The sequence below is a fragment of the Cytobacillus sp. Bva_UNVM-123 genome, assembly GCF_046351715.2.
Taxonomy (GTDB): Bacteria; Bacillota; Bacilli; order Bacillales; family Cytobacillaceae; genus Cytobacillus.
In genome coordinates this window covers 2,477,855-2,500,094 of sequence record NZ_CM177772.1, presented here as the reverse complement: position 1 = coordinate 2,500,094, position 22,240 = coordinate 2,477,855, and the positions used below count along the sequence as shown (strand labels likewise).

Genomic DNA, 22,240 nt, shown 5'->3' with positions numbered 1-22,240 from the left:
CATTAGAGGAGTCTTTTGATATTTGGCTAACCTTTGAAGTATTCTAGTATTATTCTTCTAGATCCTTCGTAAATGTCATGTTCAGTTCATATATATGGAAAAGGTTCTACTCCATAAATTTTTAGAAGCATTTCTATTAATTTTTATATTAAGGAAGGGACACCAGATTTTATATCCACACCAATAATAGTACTGTTCCAATATTAGTAAGTATCTTGTAGTCAAAACTGCTATATCCTAGATCTCAATACTTAAACCATTGTTAAAATTGTTTAAAGGCTCTATAACATGATCTTTATTGGATTTCTATACAGGCATAACTTTTCTGACTATATCAATTGACTTTTTGATAAGGTATTTCAATACCTTCATCGATAAATAATTGATTCTCAACATCTACATAACTCATCGTATTGCGTACCCAATAATACGACTCATCTATTTTATAAAGTGGCACAGACAACTGATGTTCAAATAAAATCATAAATTGTATATCCTTTATGATCGTAAATCTTGTGCTAAGTCCATCTACTAATTCATATTGACCTGTAATATCATCCTTATTAGTGAGCGATAAAATTTCTATATGTTTTGGTGCTTCTACAGAATATTGTATTCCCATAAAGTAATTCATAATTTCTTGTTCATATTGCGGAAACACTTCTTGATTCGTTGCTAAAACAATCATATCCTTTGTGGATGTATTAATAAAAGCCTGTGCTGAGCAACCGATCCATCCACCTGTATGACCAACCCAGTCATCTTGAATGATAAATCCATAACTATAATGCTCAGCGACTTCTGTTGGTGTTAACATGGATTGCACAAATTCTTTGCTAATGTATCGATCTTGCAAAAATGCTTTTAAAAACTTTGCAACTTCTGCAACTGTTGAATAAATGCCACCGTCACCGAAAACATTATTATATTTTTCAATTTTGTTTAAATACGGGTCTTTATTTGCCTTTTGATATCTTTGCTTCTCATAATCATACGTATGATCTTGCGCTTCGTATTGTTTTGTAGGCTGTGTTGTTGTACTTGTGAGATTTAATGGTCTTGCAATATATTGTTGTAAATATATTTCATACGATAAGCCGCTTACTTCTTCAATAATTTTTGCAAGTAAAACATAATTCGTATTGCTATAAGACCAATGCTCATTCGGCATATGTTGTGGCAATGCCATCTCGACAAATGTTTCAACACTTATCGTAAAATCTTCTGCAATATACTCTGGGATACCAGATGTGTGTGTAAGTAAGTGTGCAACTGTCACATTTGTAAAATGAGGTACGTTAAACCAATTTGTTATTTTATCTTCTAATTGTAGCTGACCTTTTTCAATTAGCTGAAATGTCATTACCGCTGTATACATTTTACTTAACGACGCAAGATTAAATTGTGTATTTTCATTAATAGATTGTTGCTTTGAAATATCTTGATAACCATGATAATACTGCTTGATTTGTCCATGTTTCTCACAATACACTGCACCATTAAACGAGATATTTTTAAGTAAATCCCCCACTTGTTAACCCCCTAAATAAATTAGTTATCTAACATATTGTATATGAAGAAATATTAAAATTCCTTCATAGCGATAACCCTTAATTTTTTAACAATGCGTTCTAATTCGTCTAACTCATTTGATGAAAGTTTGCTGTAAATTTTATCTGCGATTTGCTGTTCAACATAATCTTGCTTAGAAAAATACTCCACTCCATTTTGGTCTAACGTTATTAATACTTCACGTCGATTTTGTAGATTAATTTCCCGTTTAATATATCCATTCTTTTCTAACTTTGATATTAATTGGCTAACTGCACTAGAGCTAATATTCATTTCAATCGCAATTTCACCAACCGTAATACGTTTTGATAAGTATACAATATCTAATACAACCGCTTGTTGTGTTGTAATGCCGCTATTTAAATATTGCTTATAATGTTTATATATCAAACGGTTTATCGTATACTCTGCTTCATTAATGCGCTTAACCTGTTCATATAAGGACAAAAGATCACCTGCTAATATGTTAGATATCTAATATATTAGCAAGTGATTTGTCAAACGTCAATCTTATATAAAAAAATGTCATTTTGAAAAAAGTTTGCTCAAAGTGAGGCTTTGATTATTTAACTACAATTTTTTGTAATCCGCAAACAAGAGTAAAAAATCAATTAACACAACCTAGATCACTTGGTGAGAGAGAATTGCTTCCCACTGTTTTTAATATTATTCAGCTGATGTTTTCTTTAGTTGTTTTGAAAAGTTGATTGCGGTGATTTCACTAACCAATGTAGAGCCAAATAGCAATACACCACCTAGCATTTGAATAATTGTCATTTGTTCTTGTAGGATAATGGCGGAAATCAATATTGCTACAAACGGATCTACATAGCTTAGCATGGCTATACTCTGTCCCTTTAATTTTTCCATACCAGAAAAAAATAACCAAAATCCAATCCCTGTATTGATGACCCCTAAAATTAGAATAAATGGAATGGAAGAACTCGATACTTCAAAGATACCAAAGCCTTCCGTAAGGAAAACATATGGCGTTAGAAGTAAAGTGGTTATTCCAAGTTGAATAATGGTCAGCTCTAACTTTCCCATATCTTTAATAAATTTATTTAAAAGCAGTAACGAAGCATAAAATGCAGCTGCTACTAATCCGAAGAAAAGTCCAAGTATATCATCTGATCTGAATGCACTTACCCCTTCTCCTACAATCATTAACATACCTATGATCGCTACTCCAATACACACAATTTTTTTAATGGATAATTGTTCTCGAAGTACAAAGGGAGATAGAATCATCACAAATACAGGTGCAAAGTAATAACCAAGCGTTGCATTTGCAATTGTAGTATGATCATACGATTGATAAAGAAAAATCCAATTTCCCCCCAATGCAATTCCTGAAAGAATCAAAAATAAAGCATTAGATTTAACTAGATACCATGATATTTTTTTCTTAATCAATGAGAATATTAGCAGTAAAAATACGCATCCTAGGAAACTGCTTAGTAAAGCTCTTTCGCTCGATGATAGATCAATGTTTCGAACAACTAAACCAATTGTGCCGAAAATGATCATTGATAATATAAACTGAATTTTTGATTTCATCGTCTACTCCTACGAATCTGTGAAACAACTTAAATTCGCAGATTCTTAAATTGTTTTTAATGTCACTCACAAAAAACATCTTTAAAAACCTTACCCTTTCATAACTTGAATTTTTAATAGTAATAACATATCATATTCACATATATTACAAAAACGAATGTTTTTCATGATCTGTATAACAAAATCAAATGAGGAGATAGGTATGAATATCCAAAAATATATGGCATTTGTCAAAGCAGTAGAATTTGGTAGCTTTACAAAAGCTGCCGAAGCGTTGGACTATACACAGTCTGGGATTAGCCGTATGATTAACGATTTAGAAACGGAATGGGGGGTTTTCCTTTTCGAAAGAGGACGTGCCGGTATCAGTTTAACCTCGGATGGCTTAAAGTTATTACCCCAATTAAAGCGAATCTGTAATGAGTATGAAACCTTAATGACACAGATCGAAGAATTAAATGATATGCAGTCTGGGATGATTCGTATTGGGACTTTTTCCAGCGTAGCAAGCCATTGGCTTCCTAACATTATTAGAATTTTTAAGAAAGATTACCCAAAGATAGATTTTGAACTTCTGCTTGGTGATTATTCAGAAATTGAAAGCTGGATTCTAAATGGACGTGTTGATTTCGGATTTGTGCGGCTACCGTCAAAAGCGGAATTAGAAACTATCTTTTTGGAGAAAGACCGTTTGCTGGTAGTGATTCCGCAAAATCACCCTCTTGCTAATTGTGAAAAGTTCCCGATCAACGACTTACTGAATAGCCCTTTTATGCTATTGGAAAAGGGAGCAAAAGCAGAAATCTCTGAAATTTTTGAGTTGCATCATATTACACCGCAAGTTAATTTTACAACATGGGATGACTATGCAATTATGTCTATGGTGGAGAATGGGCTAGGAATCAGTATATTACCAGAGTTGATACTGAAGCGTGTTCCTCACAAGATTATAGCGAAAGAGCTTGAAATTCCTGCTTTTAGAAATATTGGTATAGCTATGAGAGAGCGAAAATCACTTTCCCTTGCGTCCAAGAGATTTTTAGAATATTTATCATACAGGAACAGGTGTGAATAAATATGATGTAAGAAAATTTTACAATACTACATCATTTTAATCCCGACATCTGTTTCCAATTAATTAAACCGCTCTCTTCTATTTTGAACCATGAATATTTTCGTCTAAATTTAACAACAAAAGCTGGGAATCAGCATGAACCGTTAAATGCTACTTATCGATATCAGAAATATTTAACATTACAACCATTTAGCTAGCTAGTAAAAGTCCATACATCTAAAAAAATAATTATAAAAGCCTAGTTTTTCGTAATAATTCGAACAACTAGGCTTTATGTTAGTTAGTTATAAAACTAAATCAATCATTTAAACTTATCCACAAAATACATTTTCTATTAAAGGTTAATAGCCCATTAATTTTATTTAATAACTCATTTGTATTTTAGACATTTTCGGAAACATAACGAATGCAATACTTAGACATTAAACATCTATTCTACTTCTGTCGATTGCTCCGAATTCCTAGTCCCGCTATTAAGGCGATGAGGACAGCAATCGTTGCTGCTAGAAATGCGTCTGAGTACGATATTGCTTCTAGCATATAGAACGGGTTAAATGACTGGTCAGCGTTTCGTCGAGCGGATAATAAGGCGCCAATGATACCTGTTCCAGTTCCTGCACCAAGAAACAAAGCACCTTGGAAAATCCCTGCTCCTATACCCACTTGCTCTGCTTTTAGAAAGCCTACAGCTGCATTATTTGTGGGAGAATTCGTAAAGGCATAGGCAATCCCTGCTCCAAGGGCTCCAATGGAAACCCAAATGGGTGAAGCACCAGAAGCAATGGTTGACAAAAATAGCGTTGAAACCATCATCAAGCTCATACCAGTAATAATCAAACGTTTATCCCCAAATCGGTCGGAAAGACGACCAACTAAAGGAGAAAGAATTGCCACAGCTATGCCTGCAGGCAACAATATCAGTCCCGCTTGTCCAGAAGTGAGACCATTTATGTCTACAACTAATAATGGTACGAAAACAATAACTGCGAAATATGCAAACATCGAAAAGAATGCGACAATCACTGTATTTACATAATTCTTATTCTTGAACAGGACAGGTGGTATAAAGGGATAATCTATGGTAACAATACGCAAAATAAATCCTATCAAAGCCACCAGAGAGCCGATAAAGCTCATTAACGAGGAAAACGAAGCAAATCCAGTCGCTCCCCCTTGAGTAATGCCTAACAGAAATAAACCTACTGTTAGACCAAGCAATATCCCGCCTATGAGATCAAATTTTCTTTTGTCGCCGTCAATTTCTGTTGGTGTAATAGTTGGTAATACGTAAAATGCACCAATTAGTATGATAAACGTTAACAAAAACGTGAACCAAAACAGTGCGTTCCACCCTAAAAATTGTCCAATGACTCCCCCAAAAATTGGACCTGCAGCGGTTCCTATACCAATACTCCCTGCGATGATACCTAAAGCTCCACCACGTTTTCCTTGTGGAAATACTTTCGTAATCACTATGATTGAAAGAACAGGAATGGCTGACATCCCAGCACCTTGAACCATTCGTCCCAAAACCAACAAAGGAAGCTTAGGGGCCGTTGCACATAAAAGACTGCCACTTGCCAAGATCATGATGGCAAAGGTATACAGCCTACGTAACTCCAAAAAGTCTGATATACGACCATAAATCGGTACGCCTATCGCGAGAATAAGCGCAATCCCACTTACAACCCAACTCACTTCAGCTTCTGAAGCTTCTAAATCTTTGCTGATTAGTGGAAGAACTGGATTGACTAAATCTACTGTAATTGCAGCAACAAGTACAGATAGAGATAGTACTATCATTAATAGCTTTGTAGAACCCTTTTTTGCATATTGAGTCATTTCCTTAGTCTTATTACTATTCGTATTCATTTTTATCCTCCTAAAATATGTTTTTAATCTTAGGAGGATAAATCAACTGCTTTTTCTACCACAATCCTCACCTCGTAATTAATTTTATTTGTAAAACCAATCTACAAAACGATATTTTAGCTTTGTAAAAATGGTTCTCCAACCAAATATAATGACAATACAAAAAAGCACTGGATCAACAACCAGTGCTTTGTCATTCGCATGAAATAGATTCAAAAGTTTTCTTACTCAATTAAATATATCAGGTGGCAAAAAGCTATTGGTAGTTGTTTACTATTCATTTTTTCTAAAAAAGGGCAGACTAATCCCATTGTACCTAAATCTCCCGAAACTTCTACATGCTTTCTAAACTCTACCTTAAAAGATTCAGTTCCCATAGCTTTTTGCCTCCTTTCTCAATTTGTATAATATTGAAATCATAATTGAAAATGAAACAATATGCAATAAATAAAATTAATTTAAAAAAACTCATACTTTATACATTCTTTACTTGTTTCTCAAAGTACTCTTTTTGCAGAAGACCCATATGAATGATGTCATGCCATTCACCATCTCTAAATAGACTTTGTCTACTGCTTCCTTCCTGTTGAAAACCAATTTTATTGTACAAACGAACAGCTCTATCATTAAATGAAAATACTTTAAGGTAAACTCGATGAAGATTCATTTCGTAAAAAACATAATCCAGCAGTAATTTCAATCCCTCTGAACCATATCCTTTTCCCCAATATTCCTTTTCCCCGATGTCAATAATACATTCAGCATTTCTATTTTTATAATCAATGTTGATTAATGATACAATGCCAATTGGTATCTCATTTCCTTTTTCAACCATGATATAGCTTTTGCCCGAATGAGATCCTAAAATAACATGATCTACAAATTCTTTCGTTGCTTCCATCGGATAAACATCTAAAGATGGGTTAGTGGAATACATAACTTCGATCTCATTTCTCCACTTATGATAAAGTTCCGTATCTTCCTTTGTCATCTTTCTTAGTTTCACCCTTGATGATTCAAATAACATAACGAGCACTCCTTATTTTGCGGATTTTGGATTAATTAATTTTTCTAAAGAGAAAAGTAAGATCGATAATTGATCCTTTACTTTTGTTTGTTCATGTCCCAATTGAAACGTGTCCAGCATTAAACCGTTTATAAATGATAGGATATACCTCGCAATAGAACGAGTAGATTGTTGAGTGGTAAATTCTCCTTTACGCATACCTTCATTTAATACTTCTTCTATAGCTTCAGTAGTTCGATTGTAGCGTTCGAAAATGTAAGGGAAATTGTCCTTATTATTTGCGTAATTTGATGATAAAAAAAATTCTGCCTTTGCATAGAGCAATGTTTGGTCTATCGCCTCAATATAAACTTGCTGTTCTTCAACCCAGTTTTTTATTTGTGGCCATAGTGGACCTTCATCAGATGGCACAAAATAGTGTATGTCTTTTTGGTCATCAAATTTTAAGACTTCGATAAAAACATGATCAATATTATTGAAATAACTATACAATGCACCTCTCGATATTCCCGCTTTGTCCATAATATCTTGCATAGATGTACGAACAAATCCTTTCTCGATAAATACCTTCTTGGCTGCTACTATCAACTCTCTTTCTCTCTCTTTTTTATATTCTTCACTAACTTTTGGTGCCATAAAGCCACCTCCATAATGAATGACAAAATGCATGTAATAAACTATACACTATTGTCGTTTTATAAGTATATTATACCGACACCATTGTATAGTTTCAACCCTTTTTATTAATAAAATGGGCAATCAGTCAAAAAAATCCACATTCTTATGAAAAAGAATGTGGTTAAGTTAGCATTCATTTGAGTGAGGTTATGATTTTCATCAACAACACCAGTAGACTCTTATATTTCTTTCTCTTCGTTAAAATCAAAAATATTCTCATTCACCAATCTTTGAAAATATTGATCTATCTGACCCAAGTCTGCCAGATTAGGGTTTTTATGCCACCATGTACTTAAAATAACCATTGCAGCAACATGGAATTCTGCTAACAAGTCATGAGGAATATCGATCGTTTTGGAATGCCGGATAAACGTTAAGGCGTCTTTTTTCAATAATCGCATGGAGTAAGTCATCATACAATTTAAAAATAGTTCATCGCTTTGCTGCGAACGAACTAACTTATGGGGATCGGAGCCTTCAAAAAAATGATTAGACCAAAAAAAGGCCTTAAAATCCTTTTTTCTAATGGGATTTCCCAATATTCCTCCATCAACTGATGCAGACCGTACTCCAGCAATCTGAATTTGTCATCGAAATGCTTATAAAGCGTGGAACGATGAACCATGGCTTTTTCACAAATTTGATCGATAGTAATTTTGGAAAACCCTATCTTTTCTACTGTCATTAAATCAAAAAGAGCTTTCCATAACAATTGCATGGAACGACGTTTTCTCAAATCCATTCATATCTCCCCCTTTTATACCACTCAATTTCTCAGACATTTTATTCATACTATCTCCTAACTGCCCAAAATAGATGGATTGAATATATTTTGAGGCACAAATCATCACTATAATGGGAAGCGATTCACCTATATTATACGAAGGGAAGACACTTACATGGATCTAGATTTACAGAAAGTAAAACGAATGCCAATTATGGTCGCTCTCATAATGGGAGCGTTTGTAGCGACATTAAACGAAACATTGCTAGGCAATGCTCTGCCTGTACTGATGAAGGAGTTCCAGGTCGGCGCTACCACAATTCAGTGGCTAACTGCGGCTTACTTGCTCGTTGTCGGTGCACTCATTCCTGTAACAGCTTTAATTCAACAATGGTTTACGACAAGACAAATATTTTTAACCGCAATGATCACCTTTTTAATAGGTACGCTCGTAGCTGCAACGGCTCCTGCTTTTACACCGTTATTAGTTGGTCGAGTGATTCAAGCCATTGCTACGGGTCTAATTATTCCGCTGTTGATGAATACGTTGTTAAATATTTATCTAGCGGAAAAACGAGGTTCGATTATGGGGGTACTCTTCTTAATATTTACCTTTGCCCCCGCTATCGGTCCTACACTTTCGGGCATTATTGTTGATGCAATGGATTGGCGCTGGCTATTCTATACGATTATTCCCATTGCTATCATTTCCATCATCATCGGGTATTACTATCTTGTAAATGTAACCACAATCACAAAACCCAAAGTTGATGTGCTGTCTATTATTATTTCGACATTAGGTTTTGGCGGTATTGTATATGGATTCAGCGCTTCAGGAAATGAAGGCTGGTCAGATCCGTAAGTTTATTGGTCAATTATCATTGGTAGCTTGTCCTTAATTTTATTCGCAGTACGGCAACTGCGTATATCAAACCCGATTTTGGAATTGCGGACTTTCCGCTTTCCGTTGTTCTCACTTTCGATCATACTATTAATTATTGTTATGATGTCAATGTTCGCAACAATCACATTATTACCTATGTTTTTACAAAGCGTGCTGTTGGTGACGGCATTTCAATCAGGACTCATCATGCTACCTGGAGGAGTCGTTAATGGTCTAATGTCTCCTATTACAGGAAAACTATTTGATCGATTTGGTGCTAGGGTTATTATTATTCCAGGTTTATTGATCTTATGCATTGCGCTGTACCTCTTTACCGGATTCACATTAGAGTCAACGAGCCTACAAATTATCTTAACGCACTGTCTTTTAATGCTAGGTGTTGCTCTCATTCTGGTCCCAGTTCAAACATATGGACTGAATCAGATTACGCCTGAATACTATGCGCATGGCTCTGCTATTTTCAGTACATTGCAGCAAGTTGCCGGTGCGATTGGCTCAGCATTGTTCATCGCAACCATGACCGCGCGCTCCAATAGTCATTTGGCCCAGTCATCTAGTCCTGATGATGTAACTGAACAATTAACGGCATCTGTTGCAGGCTACAGTGACACGTTCATGCTTGGCTTTATCATTTCAATCATTGCGGTGGTTGTATCTCTTTTCTTAAGAAAAAACAAAAAAGTAACACAAGAGGGTTAAACGCTCCCCTTACGCTAGTTATTGGACTACTCTATCGTAACACTCAGAGCAGTTCTTTTTTCTATCCAAAGCAAAGGACATGAGAGCAGAGATACCAAGGTAGATAATAAAGTTAATTAATTTTAAATCCTTAAACACGCCTCACCCTGTCCTAAAATTAGGAGGGTTAGGCGTGTTTAATTTTGATAAAAAGCACTTCACCAAACTTAAAAAAGAACATTAATATCGTTTAATATCTAATTTTTATTCCATAATAGCGTCCGATTACGAAACTAATGTCCTCGTTTCACCTTATAATTTAGTTGTACAAACTGTCCAAACCGTTTTGTATCAATTAAAATTAAATCTATTTGTGGATTCTTTTCTTTAAATAAAGGAATACCAGAACCTAATATATGGGGGGTGACAGTTATAATATACTCGTCAATTAAATTTTCTTTCATAAAAGCATCAAGTATACTTGCTCCACCAACCATCCATATTTTAGAGCCTTCTTGTTCTTTTAACTTTTTTGTAAACTTGATTACATCTTCATTCACAAAATCCACATATTCATTTGAACCTTTTTCAGAAGAGGTGAAGACATAGCATTTTTTATCAGGATACGGAAATGTTTCTGTATGTTTTATTACATAATCATAAGTTTTTTTCCCCATAATCACTGTATCAATAGATTGATACATTTCTGTATATCCAGCGTCCCCTTCCCCTTCTGTATCATCTAACCATTGTAAATCATCATCTTCTTTAGCAATAAATCCATCTAAGCTTGAGGCAATGTATAAAACAATTTCACGTGACATACTTTAATCTCTCCTTTTACTTATAGAAATTCCTTGTTGATTAAATCATAAGGTATAAACTATACTAACCGTAAAACATGACAAGTAATGGCATGATTAAATAAAAAAGGTGAGAATAATGTCAAAAGCCAAGCGTTTATTAGATATTCTTATGTTTGTTACAACAAAAAGAAAGTTTACAGCGCAAGAAATAGCAGATGAATTCCATATATCTATTCGTACCGTCCATAGATACATATTAGATTTATGCGATATGGGACTACCAATTTATGCTGAACAAGGACGGAATGGGGGATATACAGTATTAACAAGCAGACTTCTTCCCCCTATTTTATTTACAGAAGAAGAAGCCGTTTCAATCTTCTTTGCTTTTCAATCTCTAAATTATTATCGCAGCTTGCCTTTTGATACTGAAATTACCTCGGTTGCACATAAATTATATCGTTCACTTCAGAGTGAAGCTAAAATAAAAGTGGATAAAATCCGTTCCTATATAGCTTTTTGGAACCCCAAAAGGACGATTGATACCCCATTTTTAAAAGAAGTTTTAGAGCATTCTATTGAGAATAGAAATTTACACATTCAATATGAATCTAAATCAGGTAGGAAAACAAAACACATTCGTCCTATCGGTGTATATGCTCATGATGGATTATGGTATTTGCCTGCTTACGATTATGATAAGGAAAAAATTTTACTGTATCGTGTAGATCGCATTCTTTCAATCTTATCAACCGAAAAAAGTGAAGGTGGATTCATGAATTTAGAAGATTGGTTCGACTTTCATGAAGTAAAAAAACCAATTCGATTACATGTACACCTAACAATGGAAGGCGTACGTCAGTGTAAAAGCGTTCCTTATTTTGACGGTTTTGTAGTCACAAAAGAAGATGAAAGTGGATACATAGATACAATCATTGATAAAGGTGAGCTTGGTTTTATAACATCTTTATTTTTTAGACTTGGAAGTCATGCACGAATTATAGAACCAATGGAATTAATTGATGGATTACGTAAACAAGCCGAAGAAATTTTAACTATGTATCAAGATGAGAGTTAAAGTATTACCCACTTTCACGGCTGCAAAATTCTTCTTTTTATGATATAAATTCACTGCTTTTTTCTCCTTCTCCATAAAAAAATCCCCCTCCTAGTAGATAGATTAATGTCTACTAGGGGGGGAGCATACCAACATCAGAATTGCGCTCTTTAATGGAAGATCATAAGTACATGTCTAGTTAAACTAATTCAAAATCTATTTATATTTACATTGTTTTTTATAAAACGACTCTTTGTTATATTATAAACATATCTATTTTGATTGTTCCTGTTCACTTTCATGTGGGTTAATTATTCCGAAATAAATCAAATCTTCATACTTTCCGTCTTTTACTACCTGATCTTTCAATAACCCCTCCTGCACCATACCGATCTTTTCCATAACTCTACCTGATGCTGGATTGGTCTTAAAATAGCGTGCGAATACCTTATGTAATTTCTTTTCTTTAAATGCAAAATCTATTAATGCTTTCGCAGCTTCCGTACCATAACCCTTACCCCAATACTCTTCACCAATCCAATATGCGATTTCGCCATTTTTAAACTTTTGATTATTAGATAATGAAATTGCTCCAAATAAATCTCCATTATCTTTATCGGTGATAGCAAATTCATATGAACGATCTTCATCGAAGTTTTTCTTATGGTATTCCATCCATTCCAATGCATCGTTTAAACTATACGGATATGGTAAGTTAAGTGTACTTTTATAAATATTGAAATTATTACATAATTTTCTAACTGTGTCTGCATCGTTCCTTTCAAAAAGCCTCAAATATAATCTGTCCATATAAATTGAATAATTCATTTTATCGAATTTCATCATTTATCACTCCTGTTTTAGTCAATGTACTTTTTAATAAATAAAAAAAGCCTATCATCTCCATAGAGACGATAGGCTTAACCTAACATGGTACCACTCTAATTAATTTGTTCATTGTTCATAACAAATTATCTTATTACATGTTAACGGAATCTATCCGATCAAACCTACTTCATTTCAGTCTGACCACTCATAAGCGACTTTGGGAGTTTTGTTGACTACCTTCTCAGCAACCGATAGCTCTCTGAACAACTTTGACTCCTTACTACTCTTATTCAAAGTGTTTTCATTATTTTTAAAATATTATATCTTATTAAAAGTGATTGTCAATAATATTTATTATGTTTTAAACGAATCTATTGTAAATAACAACTTTATTTTCCTGTACAGTAGCTATGCTGTCCCGAATATAAAAAATTATATAAGTGTTTTGGTCATTATAAAGTCCATTTGTTCTTCATCCCCCATAGAAAAAGAATGGGCTCCCGTTTGAACAAATCCCATTTTCTTATAAAAAGCAGTAGCATTTTCATTTTTTTCCCATACACCTAGCCAGATATGCTTTTTATTGTGTTCGATCGCAATTTCCAGCGCCTTTTTTAGCAGACATTTACCAAGCCCATTTTTTTGAAATTTGTTCTTTACATAAATCCTCTCGATCTCAAGTGACTCATCTCCTATTTCTTCAGACTGAGCATCATTGGTATTTACCTTCAAATATCCAGCGACTTCATTATTAAAATAAACAAAAAAGAATTGGGAAGAAATATTGGATAATTCTTTTTCTAATTGTTTTATGTTAAATGCCTCTTCCATATAGGCATTCATATTTTCGGGTGTATTTTGATCCCGAAATGTCTCATTAAATGTTTCATAACTTATTTCTTGTAGTTTGCGTAAATCTTCAAGGGTGCACTTTTTTATATTTATCGTCATGTAAATATGTTCCTCCTTTAGATAATCAATAATCTCTTTTGTTTCCCTTTTTAACAAATTCCCAGTCTTTTCCAATATTTTTTCTTACTCTTTGAAGAAGATTGTAAATGGTTTCTACTTCTCTTTCGGTAAATCCCCCTAATGCAACGATATTGGAATAATCATTTTCCCTTTTTATAAAAGGATAAACATTTTTCCCTTGCGCAATATAAAAGCTTGTTTATCCTTAGCGTAGGATAAACAAGCTTTTACTACTTAATAGGCTCAAATTAAACGTCTATAAGTTACCCTCTTATCAAAAAGATGACAATTGTTTGCAATAAAAATTTTCTGCATCGGAAGGTTTTTGTATCCAGTTGCGCCAATATAATGCTTTGCTCCAATTTGCTTAAGGTATTGCAGCGATTGTCTATGGATTAAAGCTCCATGACCTTTTCCCCTATATTCTGGAATGAACCCAAAATAAAAAAGTCGTCCTTCATCCACTGTACCTTGTTCAATATGTGGCATGGTGATGCCAACTGGTTCATTTTCTTTAAACACAATCAAACAACTTTTAGTATAATTATCCCCAATCTCAGATTCCATTCCCTCAAAATGTTGGTCTATTGTTGTTTGGGAAGGTGCGTTTAATGATAAAGCCATGGATTGTCGCCATACCTCTTTAAATAAATCCTTGCTTGTATGCTCAAGTGATTTTAATGTAAATGGCGAATGATTATGAAAATCATGGATACTTGTTAAATCTAGATGATAAAAATACTGAATTTCGTGTTGAATAAATTTTAAGTCCTTAAGATATTTAGTATAACTCGAGTTTAAAGATTCCTGTTGATTTAAGACAACAGATACCATTTTGATATTTTCATTTGAAACAGTTTTCATTGTCTCGGCTAATAGTGTTTTAAAATCTTCGATTTCTTTCAAGTCACCTAATTCCTCTATTATAAAGTAATGTGGAGATCCATTTATTACTTTACTATCAAATGAATGTAACATTATCTCACCCTAATAACCCCAAAATTGTTTAAGACTTTTATTCAATAATCACCTTATCTTTAAATAAAAGGTCCTGATTGTTTCATAGAGCACCCTACTAATTTTGCAGGGTGCTCCATTTATTAATAGATTGGTTTTGCATCTGCAGGTAATCTTCTTACATATTGCAGATATTCCATCATGTTCTTATCGTCATCAGCTGGATAAGTATAAGAAAGTGATTCTGCCACATCTCTTGCTAACGTCCGAAACAATTCACAGCTAATAAATACAGAATCCCAAATATTATTGTAACTGCTATCGGAATATGTTGCTTGATACATTTTCCAGTATGATTCGGGAAGAAAACCTTTGAAGTACTTTCCCATCTTCCCCGTTGATACTTGAAAATCATATTCAATTCCAATCCACCAATTGACCATTTCATTCAATGACTCTCTTGTTGTATATTCAAACATTTGCTTTGCATATGGCAGCTCATCACGCCATATGCCTTTCGCAATGTTTTGTAAGCACCACCAAAAGTTATTTGTACAACTTTCGAATTGGCCTTCGGATGGCTTCTTTACATGATAGTCTATATCTGTTGGGGAAGGGATTGGTGGTAAAAAATCATCTTTATCCATTAACGGAATCGTAAGTTTATCTTTTCCATACACTTCAAGCATTGTTTCTTTTGTTTGAAGTGTCAGGTCAATCCGATTGCCATCCGTAAATAACATTAAATATGCATATCTTTGTTTGAAATTCATATCAAATCCAATACCGTGATCAAGCTTATCTGGTTCTTGAACCATCAGCAAATTTCCAAATTTATTAATCCAGTTCTCATCATTTACGAAGGTAGAAGTTTCTGATACCACATAAACAATATCATAATCCTGAAAAATATCTTTTGGGACATTCGGATTGGTTCTAGATCCATTCATATATACGGCCCTAATACGTTCATCTTCCTTGGCAATGTTTATTATTATGTCCATCATTTCTTTTTCATTTCTCATTTAAATATCCCTCCGCATGTTAGAATAAGTTTTGACTGGAAAGTTGATTCACAAAATGGAGGGGCTCGTGAAAGATGTAAGCCTAATCTGTGAAATAAAGGTTATAATTTATTGAATCTTTTTTTCATTTTTGGCTTCCTTTCTTGTATTTTAGAGATATCTCTTATCCAAGTTATTTCAACATTTGCACTCCAATTCCTTCTTTAAGTATGGTCAAAAGTTTTATTTAAAAGTAACTCCTTTTTCATTTTCATTCCTATGTAATAATTCCTTATTTTTTATCTAAAGTCCTTGTTTGGTTTGTGTTAAATTTAAGTTTTTCTAAATACTTATGTATTAACTTTATATAAGAATTATAGCAAGGAGTTAAAACAGATTGAAAATCCAAATTGATAAAAAAAGGAGAGAGAAAAATGAGTGTACAAGTTTATAGAAAAAGACGTTCGCTACAAAGTTACTTATTTGAAAAATATTTAAGATTGCGAAAAACAAAAAAGAATTTTGTCAGTGTTGAAAATACCTCACAGTTTCTAAAACAAGTCGGAACTGAAAATGTAAAACCATATGTTATAGGGGATGTTAAAATTTACAGCGATATCAAGGAAGAAATATTTGAGGATATAAAGATTTTTACATTAAATGACCAAAAATCTTTGAAACAAAAAGTAATTCTCTATATACATGGAGGTGCTTGGGCAAATCAGCCTTTAATTTTCCATTGGAAGTTCATGGATAAAATGGCTCAATTATTACATGCAAAAGTTATTGCTCCCATTTATCCAAAGGTGCCTAATTTTAACTATAAGCATACCTATCCAAAACTCATAAACTTATATAAAGAAATCCTATCATCCGTTGAAAATCCCAATCAACTGACCATTATGGGAGATTCTGCAGGTGGAAATATATCACTAGGTCTGGCTCATCTCTTAAAGATGAATGATATACCTCAACCTAAAAACATCATTTTATTATCCGCTTGTGTTGATATGGTGTTAGATAATCCTCAAATAACTGAATATGAAAATAATGATCCGATGTTGTCTGTGGGGGGAATGGAAGTGATTACAAAAATCTGGGCAGATGATAAAAAATTAGATGACCCATTAATAAGTCCGATCTACAATGACTTTAAAGGATTTGGGAAAATCACTCATTTTATTGGAACACACGAAGGTTTGTATCCAGACGCTATGAAATTCGATGAAATACTCACAAGTCAAGGCATTGAAATCAATACATTTGTTTATCCCAAAATGAACCATGTGTTTGTTGTTATGCCAATCCCCGAAGCCAAAGATGCTCAACATAAAATTGTTGACATCATTAACAACTAAGCACTGTCTTTACAACGGATTTAAAGAGTGGTTGGCTTATTAGTTATCAAAAGAATTTATAATATTATGAGCAACGTGAATTTAGATTTACGACGTTGCTCCTTTCAAGTCTCTTGCAATTGTTACTTTAAGGACCAATATCTCTAATGAATAGTATAACTATTTATTCTGCTTCTCTTTCTTTTTAAAATAAATAATCGAATTTACGATTGTTAAACCTAAAATTGTTAGGAACATATATGAAGAGTAAATGTCTCCTCCTATACCTAATTCATCCGCAATATATCCCGTTATAACTAATTGAATTCCCGAGATAAATATAGAGACTATTGAAATAAACGTAATAGTAAATCCATTTACTAGATTTGTTCGTTTTCCCTGGAATAATAAAATAATAGAAAGACCAATTAAACAAATAATAAACGTAATAAAAATTAATCTTGACCAATCATATATTTCTAAACCTTCCATCACGCATCCCCCCTCATTGTGATTATTTTTGTACCTAATTTTGATTCAACGTACCGTACTTGTACAATGACAAAAAAATTCAAACCACTATACATAGATTGATTTTTGATTGATTTTAACAAAAAAGGACCGAGTGTACCTGGGTCCTTTCAATGTTATTATCTTATTATTTCCTAGTAGATTAATTACTACTTACTATTATTGTAAAAACCTTCAGGGATTTTCCCTATGTTTCTCCGATGATATAACAGTGGTTCTTTGTTTTCATTTTGAATATCTACAACTTCACCAATTAAAATGGTATGATCACCAGCTTCAATAGCCTTTACAGTTTTACATTGTAATACTCCCGCAACTCCAGAAATAATAGGCAGATTGTGTTCTGATGTCGTCCATTCGCAATTTTTAAATCGGTCGATCCCTTTACTTGCAAACAAATTACAAATTTCACTCTGTTCACTTGATAATACATGTACCGCAAATTTATCAGTTTTGATAAAAGCCTCGTAAGATGATACACTTTTATCAATAGACCATAAGATAAGTAAAGGACTTATTGATACTGAAGCGAACGAATTAACTGTAAGTCCTAGTGGAGTGAGATGTTCATCTACTGTTGTTACAACGGTTACACCAGTAGGATAATTGCCCATTACCTCTTTAAAAAGTGATATATTCATGCTATTTTCCATATTTAAAAACCACCTTTCATAAAATGATAAAACAGTTACTCCTCACCAACAATTTTCACTTCTGTTTCCATCTCAACATTGAATTTTCTTTTCACAGTTTCTTGAATATACTGGATTAATTCCAAATAATCTGTTGATGATGCGTGATTTACATTTACAATAAAGCCAGCATGTTTTGTTGAAACTTCCGCACCACCAATCCTTATGCCTTGTAAACCGCTATCAGAAATCAATTTTCCCGCAAAATGACCGAGCGGACGCTTAAAAACACTACCACAAGAAGGATATTCCAAGGGCTGTTTTTTGTTTCTTAGAGATGTAAATCTCTCCATTCTTTCTTGTATTTCTACATGATCTGCTTTCTCAAGGGTGAGAATGGCTTCTAGAACAATATACTTTTCTTTTTCAAAAACACTTTTTCTATATCCAAATTGGAATTCTGATTTACTAAGAATTAGAATTTTTCCAGACCTAGTCATTACTTTGGCCCTTTTTAGGACAAATGAAATTTCCCCGCCATATGCCCCAGCATTCATAATTAAAGCTCCTCCGACACTACCTGGTATTCCACATGCAAATTCCATCCCTGATAAATGATGTTTGAGAGCAGTTTGGGACACATCAATGATGCTGGCACCACTCTCAGCTTTAATTTCATTTCCAGACACCGTTATTTTATTTAGATTGTTCAAATTCATGACAATTCCGCGAATTCCCTTATCGCGAATAATCACATTTGTTCCATAACCAAGTATGGTTAAAGGTATTTTATTTAAAAAAGAGTATCTCGTTATTTTTTGAGCTTCTCCTAAATTTTTTGGCATGATATAGATATCCGCATTCCCTCCCATTTGGATAAATGTATGATTTGCCATCGATTCATTTAGTCCTAAAAAGGCATGTGGGCAAATTTCTTTAATATCATCAAAAACTTGAGAATCATTCATGATAGTCAGTAATTCCTTTCAAGTAACTAATCCAAAATTTAAAAAATAAATAAGTAAACTTTTGTTACAAAAAGGTATGTTTAATTCTCTCAAAGAATACATCAAAAATTAAATAGCAGCAATTTATATGCATTCTTTAAATTCTTTCTTGCCGAAATTATAAATCTCTATTATGTTTTCTAGTGTGCCTCGAGGCTCTTTAACAAGCGAAATATTTCAAGTGAAAGAATATTTAACCCTAACCAAACTCCACCAAAAACGTAACCAGCTGCAACATCACTTGTGAGTTCGACGCCAAAAAGAACAAATGTAAATGAAAAACCCGTAAATCACAACAGCCATAATGACTGTTCGCTTGTCCACTAACATATAATCACGATTGTTCCATTTTTCAAATAAGCTCTATTGATCCCATTTAAATGAAAAGTTTTAATAGTTCTTTATGACAGATGTAACAAGCTCATAGCAATTGAAGTCACTTGTTAAACAAACAGTAGAAAAATTTGGTGGATTACATCACGCATTCAATAATGCAAAAAGGATTCATTTTGAATACCCAAATCAAAATGAATCCTTTTTTACTTCCATGGCAAATAATCCAAAACCACATTCTTAAAGGAAAAATGTTTCCTAAAACACCCATACCTGAAAATGTCGTTAACATTTCTATGATTCCATGGACTTCCTTTACTGGTTTACCTTTATTTCTACAGGTTCATCATTCTGTCTCAGACCCTAATAGATAAACCCCGAGGGTTGCTTGGGTAAATGGAAGCGAAACACCGACTACTTCATTTAGTCGGTGTTTATTACTAAACTGCGTCGTTACTTGAAAAGAAAAAACGATCTTCGTTATTGAGAATCGAGCCCGATTGCAAAGGCAGTCTAATTATCGAATAGCCCTCTTCCTCTCAGATTTGCGGAAACAGGCTCCTTTCCTATTTCACGTGCCCATATTGATAACTGGCCGATATGGTGGATTTCGTGGACAATGACATGACGTATGATCTCTCCGTGTGTACATTCAATGACTCGGCGCCTGATTGGTGCGTCTCTAGAGCTAATTGGTTCTTCTTTGAAATCAGTTTCTGAGAGTTTCCGAGAATCCATTTTATTTGTCCAAGATGTCACAAATGGCTTCACTTTCTCATGGTATTGAGCTGAAAGATTCTTCACTTTTTGTAAGCTAGCATAATCCTCAAACAATGGCTCTTCAGGCACTGGTTCACCTCGCAAACCTAAGATCCACATATATTCCACATCTACAATGTGAAATAGGGTATGTAGGATACTGCCCAACCCACCGACCCGTTTCTTTAATAGTTCTTCATCCGATATGTCTTCGCACAATGTAAACCAATCATCACGAACTTGCCAGTTATATTGAAACAGTTTCAGCATCACAACAACCTCCATCTTTTATAGATTAAAATTTAATATTCACCAAAAGACTTCAAAATCCCTATTTAAATAATAACTCTGAAAAAACCCATAAAAAATAGGCCAACCAGTAATCAAATTTGAATAGATAATTGTCGTGCGATATCATTCTCTCTATTTAAAATTATACTATTATTTATAAATTATTTATAGAGTACTCTTTTTGTAATTCCTATACTACAATGTTATATACAAATCTAAAAATATAAGAGGTGTATCAGTATGAATGACAAAAAAGATGTCTTAGATAATGGTCCTTTTTTTCATGGTACTAAGGCAGAACTAAAAATTGGAGATTTATTAGAACCACAGCACTTATCAAATTACCAAGATAAAAAATCTAACTATATATATTTTACTGCAACATTAGATGCTGCTAAATGGGGTGCTGAATTAGCAACATCTAAATCAAAAGAAAGAATTTATATTGTAGAACCATTAGGTGAATTTGAAAATGATCCGAACTTAACTGACAAAAGATTTTCTGGAAATCCAACACGTTCCTATAGGTCTAAGTCTCCTTTGAAAATAATAGCTGAATTAGGTTCATGGGAAAGACATTCCGATGAAGAAATAAATCATATGATTACATCTTTAAAAAAGTTACGTGAACAAGGAAAAGCTGTAATAGACGATTAATCCTTATAATCTATAAAGTTTCCGTAGTCGGCGGGTGAGTCTCCTTGGACTGCCGTCCTGCGGGTTTTTTTAAGCTAATTGTATTAGCTATGTCCTAGTCTAATCCCTTTCAACTAACTTTATTTAATGACTGAATATCTTCTAATTTTAATTTATACCAAGCATCTAGGAATTTATTTTTAGAAGGTTGGGAGAATGTATGAATTCGACTTCCATCCTCAGTGCTTTCAATGTATATATTTTTCACCAACTTATCCATTGGGTAGAGTTCACCAGCCGTTTTTGCCTTTATGTTTGTGTCTGCTACATATACCTTATCATTTGCAGCAACAACCAAAGCAGTTGGATACCCTTTTATTTCATAAATTGGTGTACCCTCTTCTAAAAATGCAGCATCACCATTCTTCATCTTATGATAACTACATGCACGATCAGCCATTTTATAGGTTACTCTACCAAGCTCTCTTCCTTTTTCAATATCAATAGGAATATTCTCATCAGCAGAATCTGGAAAATGATGTTGGTATTTTATATCATGTACCATTATCATATCAATCCATTCAATTTCACCATCAGGACAACCTCTTATTGAACTGAAGTTGCTACAGGAGGATAGTAACATAGTGAATACTGAAATAAAGACCGTATTTTTTAGAGTATTCATAACGACCCCCTATTTGAAAAATATAATAAGAAACTTTAGATGGATTTTAAATTTATTTTATATTATAAATGTATAGAAATAATAAAGTTATTTAATTTTAATATGAAATATTTTATTGTAGTAAGACTCTTTAAAGTTGTTTAATTTCTATCCTTTTAAATGTGTTTGTACTTAAAAATCAATAATAATGTTGTTGGATTCTTATTCAACTAAACCAGCTAATAGGATGTCAATATTTTTCATTAAAAATCTAAATAATAAATGCTATACTAAAAATGCTCATGCCAAATGACCTTCCACCTTACTATTGGAAGG

23 protein-coding genes, 3 pseudogenes and 1 other annotated feature are annotated in these 22,240 nt (G+C 33.5%); of the genes and pseudogenes, 6 read left to right on the top strand and 20 right to left on the bottom strand.

Annotation, left to right across the window (positions count from 1 at the left end; genetic code table 11):
• Positions 1 to 334: 334 nt before the first annotated feature.
• The 3 genes from KDN24_RS12445 to KDN24_RS12435 all read right to left on the bottom strand — a co-directional run bounded on the left by KDN24_RS12445 (position 335) and on the right by KDN24_RS12435 (position 3,132).
• Complete coding sequence (locus tag KDN24_RS12445) at positions 335 to 1,531, bottom strand: serine hydrolase domain-containing protein (protein WP_491348441.1); 1,197 nt, start codon at positions 1,529 to 1,531, stop codon at positions 335 to 337.
• A gap of 53 nt (positions 1,532 to 1,584) precedes the next feature.
• A complete protein-coding gene (locus tag KDN24_RS12440) occupies positions 1,585 to 2,019 on the bottom strand; it encodes a MarR family winged helix-turn-helix transcriptional regulator (protein WP_409972757.1) in 435 nt (144 codons plus the stop codon).
• Between the two features lie 219 nt (positions 2,020 to 2,238).
• The gene (locus tag KDN24_RS12435; protein WP_491348440.1) at positions 2,239 to 3,132 is read right to left on the bottom strand and encodes a DMT family transporter; all 894 of its coding nucleotides are present in this window, start codon (positions 3,130 to 3,132) and stop codon (positions 2,239 to 2,241) included.
• Between the two features lie 202 nt (positions 3,133 to 3,334).
• Here KDN24_RS12435 and KDN24_RS12430 point away from each other — a divergent pair, with 202 nt between their 5' ends.
• On the top strand, positions 3,335 to 4,207 hold the full coding sequence (locus tag KDN24_RS12430; RefSeq protein ID WP_409972755.1) for a LysR family transcriptional regulator: 873 nt from the start codon (positions 3,335 to 3,337) through the stop codon (positions 4,205 to 4,207).
• A gap of 435 nt (positions 4,208 to 4,642) precedes the next feature.
• Here the strand turns inward: KDN24_RS12430 and KDN24_RS12425 are convergent, their stop codons facing one another.
• The 6 genes from KDN24_RS12425 to KDN24_RS12400 form a co-directional block, all read right to left on the bottom strand.
• Entirely contained in the window at positions 4,643 to 6,079 is a 1,437-nt protein-coding gene (locus tag KDN24_RS12425) for an MFS transporter (RefSeq protein ID WP_491348439.1), read from the bottom strand.
• A 224-nt stretch (positions 6,080 to 6,303) separates the two neighbouring features.
• A complete protein-coding gene (locus KDN24_RS12420) occupies positions 6,304 to 6,456 on the bottom strand; it encodes a hypothetical protein (RefSeq protein ID WP_409972753.1) in 153 nt (50 codons plus the stop codon).
• 98 nt (positions 6,457 to 6,554) lie between these two features.
• Complete coding sequence (locus tag KDN24_RS12415) at positions 6,555 to 7,106, bottom strand: GNAT family N-acetyltransferase (RefSeq protein ID WP_409972752.1); 552 nt, start codon at positions 7,104 to 7,106, stop codon at positions 6,555 to 6,557.
• A 12-nt stretch (positions 7,107 to 7,118) separates the two neighbouring features.
• Entirely contained in the window at positions 7,119 to 7,742 is a 624-nt protein-coding gene (locus KDN24_RS12410) for a TetR/AcrR family transcriptional regulator (protein WP_409972751.1), read from the bottom strand.
• A 221-nt stretch (positions 7,743 to 7,963) separates the two neighbouring features.
• Positions 7,964 to 8,323: a hypothetical protein gene (locus KDN24_RS12405; protein ID WP_409972750.1), complete on the bottom strand. Its 360-nt coding sequence runs from the start codon at positions 8,321 to 8,323 to the stop codon at positions 7,964 to 7,966.
• Entirely contained in the window at positions 8,239 to 8,526 is a 288-nt protein-coding gene (locus KDN24_RS12400; protein ID WP_409972749.1) for a TetR/AcrR family transcriptional regulator, read from the bottom strand. Before KDN24_RS12400 ends, KDN24_RS12405 begins: the two co-directional genes overlap by 85 nt.
• Before the next feature lie 157 nt (positions 8,527 to 8,683).
• Here KDN24_RS12400 and KDN24_RS12395 point away from each other — a divergent pair.
• A pseudogene (locus KDN24_RS12395) lies at positions 8,684 to 10,111 on the top strand (MDR family MFS transporter).
• 272 nt (positions 10,112 to 10,383) lie between these two features.
• Here the strand turns inward: KDN24_RS12395 and KDN24_RS12390 are convergent.
• Positions 10,384 to 10,914: a dihydrofolate reductase family protein gene (locus KDN24_RS12390; protein WP_409972748.1), complete on the bottom strand. Its 531-nt coding sequence runs from the start codon at positions 10,912 to 10,914 to the stop codon at positions 10,384 to 10,386.
• 118 nt (positions 10,915 to 11,032) lie between these two features.
• Between KDN24_RS12390 and KDN24_RS12385 the strand changes: the two genes are divergently transcribed.
• Positions 11,033 to 11,974 carry a helix-turn-helix transcriptional regulator gene (locus KDN24_RS12385; RefSeq protein WP_409972747.1) on the top strand — a complete coding sequence of 314 codons (942 nt, stop codon included), beginning with the start codon at positions 11,033 to 11,035 and terminating at the stop codon, positions 11,972 to 11,974.
• Positions 11,975 to 12,226: 252 nt separating this feature from the next.
• Here KDN24_RS12385 and KDN24_RS12380 read toward each other — a convergent pair whose 3' ends face one another.
• The 5 genes and pseudogenes from KDN24_RS12380 to KDN24_RS12360 form a co-directional block, all read right to left on the bottom strand.
• A complete protein-coding gene (locus KDN24_RS12380; protein ID WP_409972746.1) occupies positions 12,227 to 12,796 on the bottom strand; it encodes a GNAT family N-acetyltransferase in 570 nt (189 codons plus the stop codon).
• A 61-nt stretch (positions 12,797 to 12,857) separates the two neighbouring features.
• Positions 12,858 to 13,084 (bottom strand) — a binding site (T-box leader).
• Between the two features lie 129 nt (positions 13,085 to 13,213).
• Positions 13,214 to 13,732, bottom strand: a complete 519-nt coding sequence (paiA, locus tag KDN24_RS12375) for a spermidine/spermine N(1)-acetyltransferase (RefSeq protein WP_409972745.1) — start codon at positions 13,730 to 13,732, stop codon at positions 13,214 to 13,216.
• 25 nt (positions 13,733 to 13,757) lie between these two features.
• Positions 13,758 to 13,946 (bottom strand): annotated as a pseudogene (locus KDN24_RS12370) (MarR family transcriptional regulator); the annotation flags it as partial.
• Positions 13,947 to 13,996: 50 nt separating this feature from the next.
• Entirely contained in the window at positions 13,997 to 14,731 is a 735-nt protein-coding gene (locus KDN24_RS12365; RefSeq protein ID WP_409972744.1) for a GNAT family N-acetyltransferase, read from the bottom strand.
• Positions 14,732 to 14,853: 122 nt separating this feature from the next.
• Positions 14,854 to 15,735: an aminoglycoside 6-adenylyltransferase gene (locus KDN24_RS12360; RefSeq protein ID WP_409972743.1), complete on the bottom strand. Its 882-nt coding sequence runs from the start codon at positions 15,733 to 15,735 to the stop codon at positions 14,854 to 14,856.
• A 413-nt stretch (positions 15,736 to 16,148) separates the two neighbouring features.
• Between KDN24_RS12360 and KDN24_RS12355 the strand changes: the two genes are divergently transcribed.
• Positions 16,149 to 17,072 carry an alpha/beta hydrolase fold domain-containing protein gene (locus KDN24_RS12355; protein ID WP_409972742.1) on the top strand — a complete coding sequence of 308 codons (924 nt, stop codon included), beginning with the start codon at positions 16,149 to 16,151 and terminating at the stop codon, positions 17,070 to 17,072.
• A 159-nt stretch (positions 17,073 to 17,231) separates the two neighbouring features.
• On the opposite strand, the gene KDN24_RS12350 is transcribed toward KDN24_RS12355, so the two are convergent.
• The 3 genes from KDN24_RS12350 to murB all read right to left on the bottom strand — a co-directional run bounded on the left by KDN24_RS12350 (position 17,232) and on the right by murB (position 19,182).
• On the bottom strand, positions 17,232 to 17,543 hold the full coding sequence (locus tag KDN24_RS12350) for a hypothetical protein (protein ID WP_409972741.1): 312 nt from the start codon (positions 17,541 to 17,543) through the stop codon (positions 17,232 to 17,234).
• Positions 17,544 to 17,731: 188 nt separating this feature from the next.
• A complete protein-coding gene (locus KDN24_RS12345; protein WP_409972740.1) occupies positions 17,732 to 18,235 on the bottom strand; it encodes a flavin reductase family protein in 504 nt (167 codons plus the stop codon).
• Between the two features lie 35 nt (positions 18,236 to 18,270).
• Positions 18,271 to 19,182 carry a UDP-N-acetylmuramate dehydrogenase gene (gene murB, locus KDN24_RS12340; RefSeq protein WP_409972739.1) on the bottom strand — a complete coding sequence of 304 codons (912 nt, stop codon included), beginning with the start codon at positions 19,180 to 19,182 and terminating at the stop codon, positions 18,271 to 18,273.
• A gap of 617 nt (positions 19,183 to 19,799) precedes the next feature.
• Here murB and KDN24_RS12335 point away from each other — a divergent pair.
• Positions 19,800 to 19,916: pseudogene (locus KDN24_RS12335) on the top strand (CatA-like O-acetyltransferase); the annotation flags it as partial.
• A gap of 151 nt (positions 19,917 to 20,067) precedes the next feature.
• Here the strand turns inward: KDN24_RS12335 and KDN24_RS12330 are convergent.
• Positions 20,068 to 20,583, bottom strand: a complete 516-nt coding sequence (locus KDN24_RS12330; RefSeq protein WP_409972738.1) for a DinB family protein — start codon at positions 20,581 to 20,583, stop codon at positions 20,068 to 20,070.
• Between the two features lie 261 nt (positions 20,584 to 20,844).
• On the opposite strand from KDN24_RS12330, the gene arr reads away from it, so the two are divergent.
• On the top strand, positions 20,845 to 21,261 hold the full coding sequence (gene arr / locus KDN24_RS12325; RefSeq protein ID WP_491348438.1) for an NAD(+)--rifampin ADP-ribosyltransferase: 417 nt from the start codon (positions 20,845 to 20,847) through the stop codon (positions 21,259 to 21,261).
• A gap of 109 nt (positions 21,262 to 21,370) precedes the next feature.
• Here the strand turns inward: arr and KDN24_RS12320 are convergent, their stop codons facing one another.
• Complete coding sequence (locus tag KDN24_RS12320; RefSeq protein ID WP_409972736.1) at positions 21,371 to 21,925, bottom strand: hypothetical protein; 555 nt, start codon at positions 21,923 to 21,925, stop codon at positions 21,371 to 21,373.
• Positions 21,926 to 22,240: the final 315 nt, after the last annotated feature.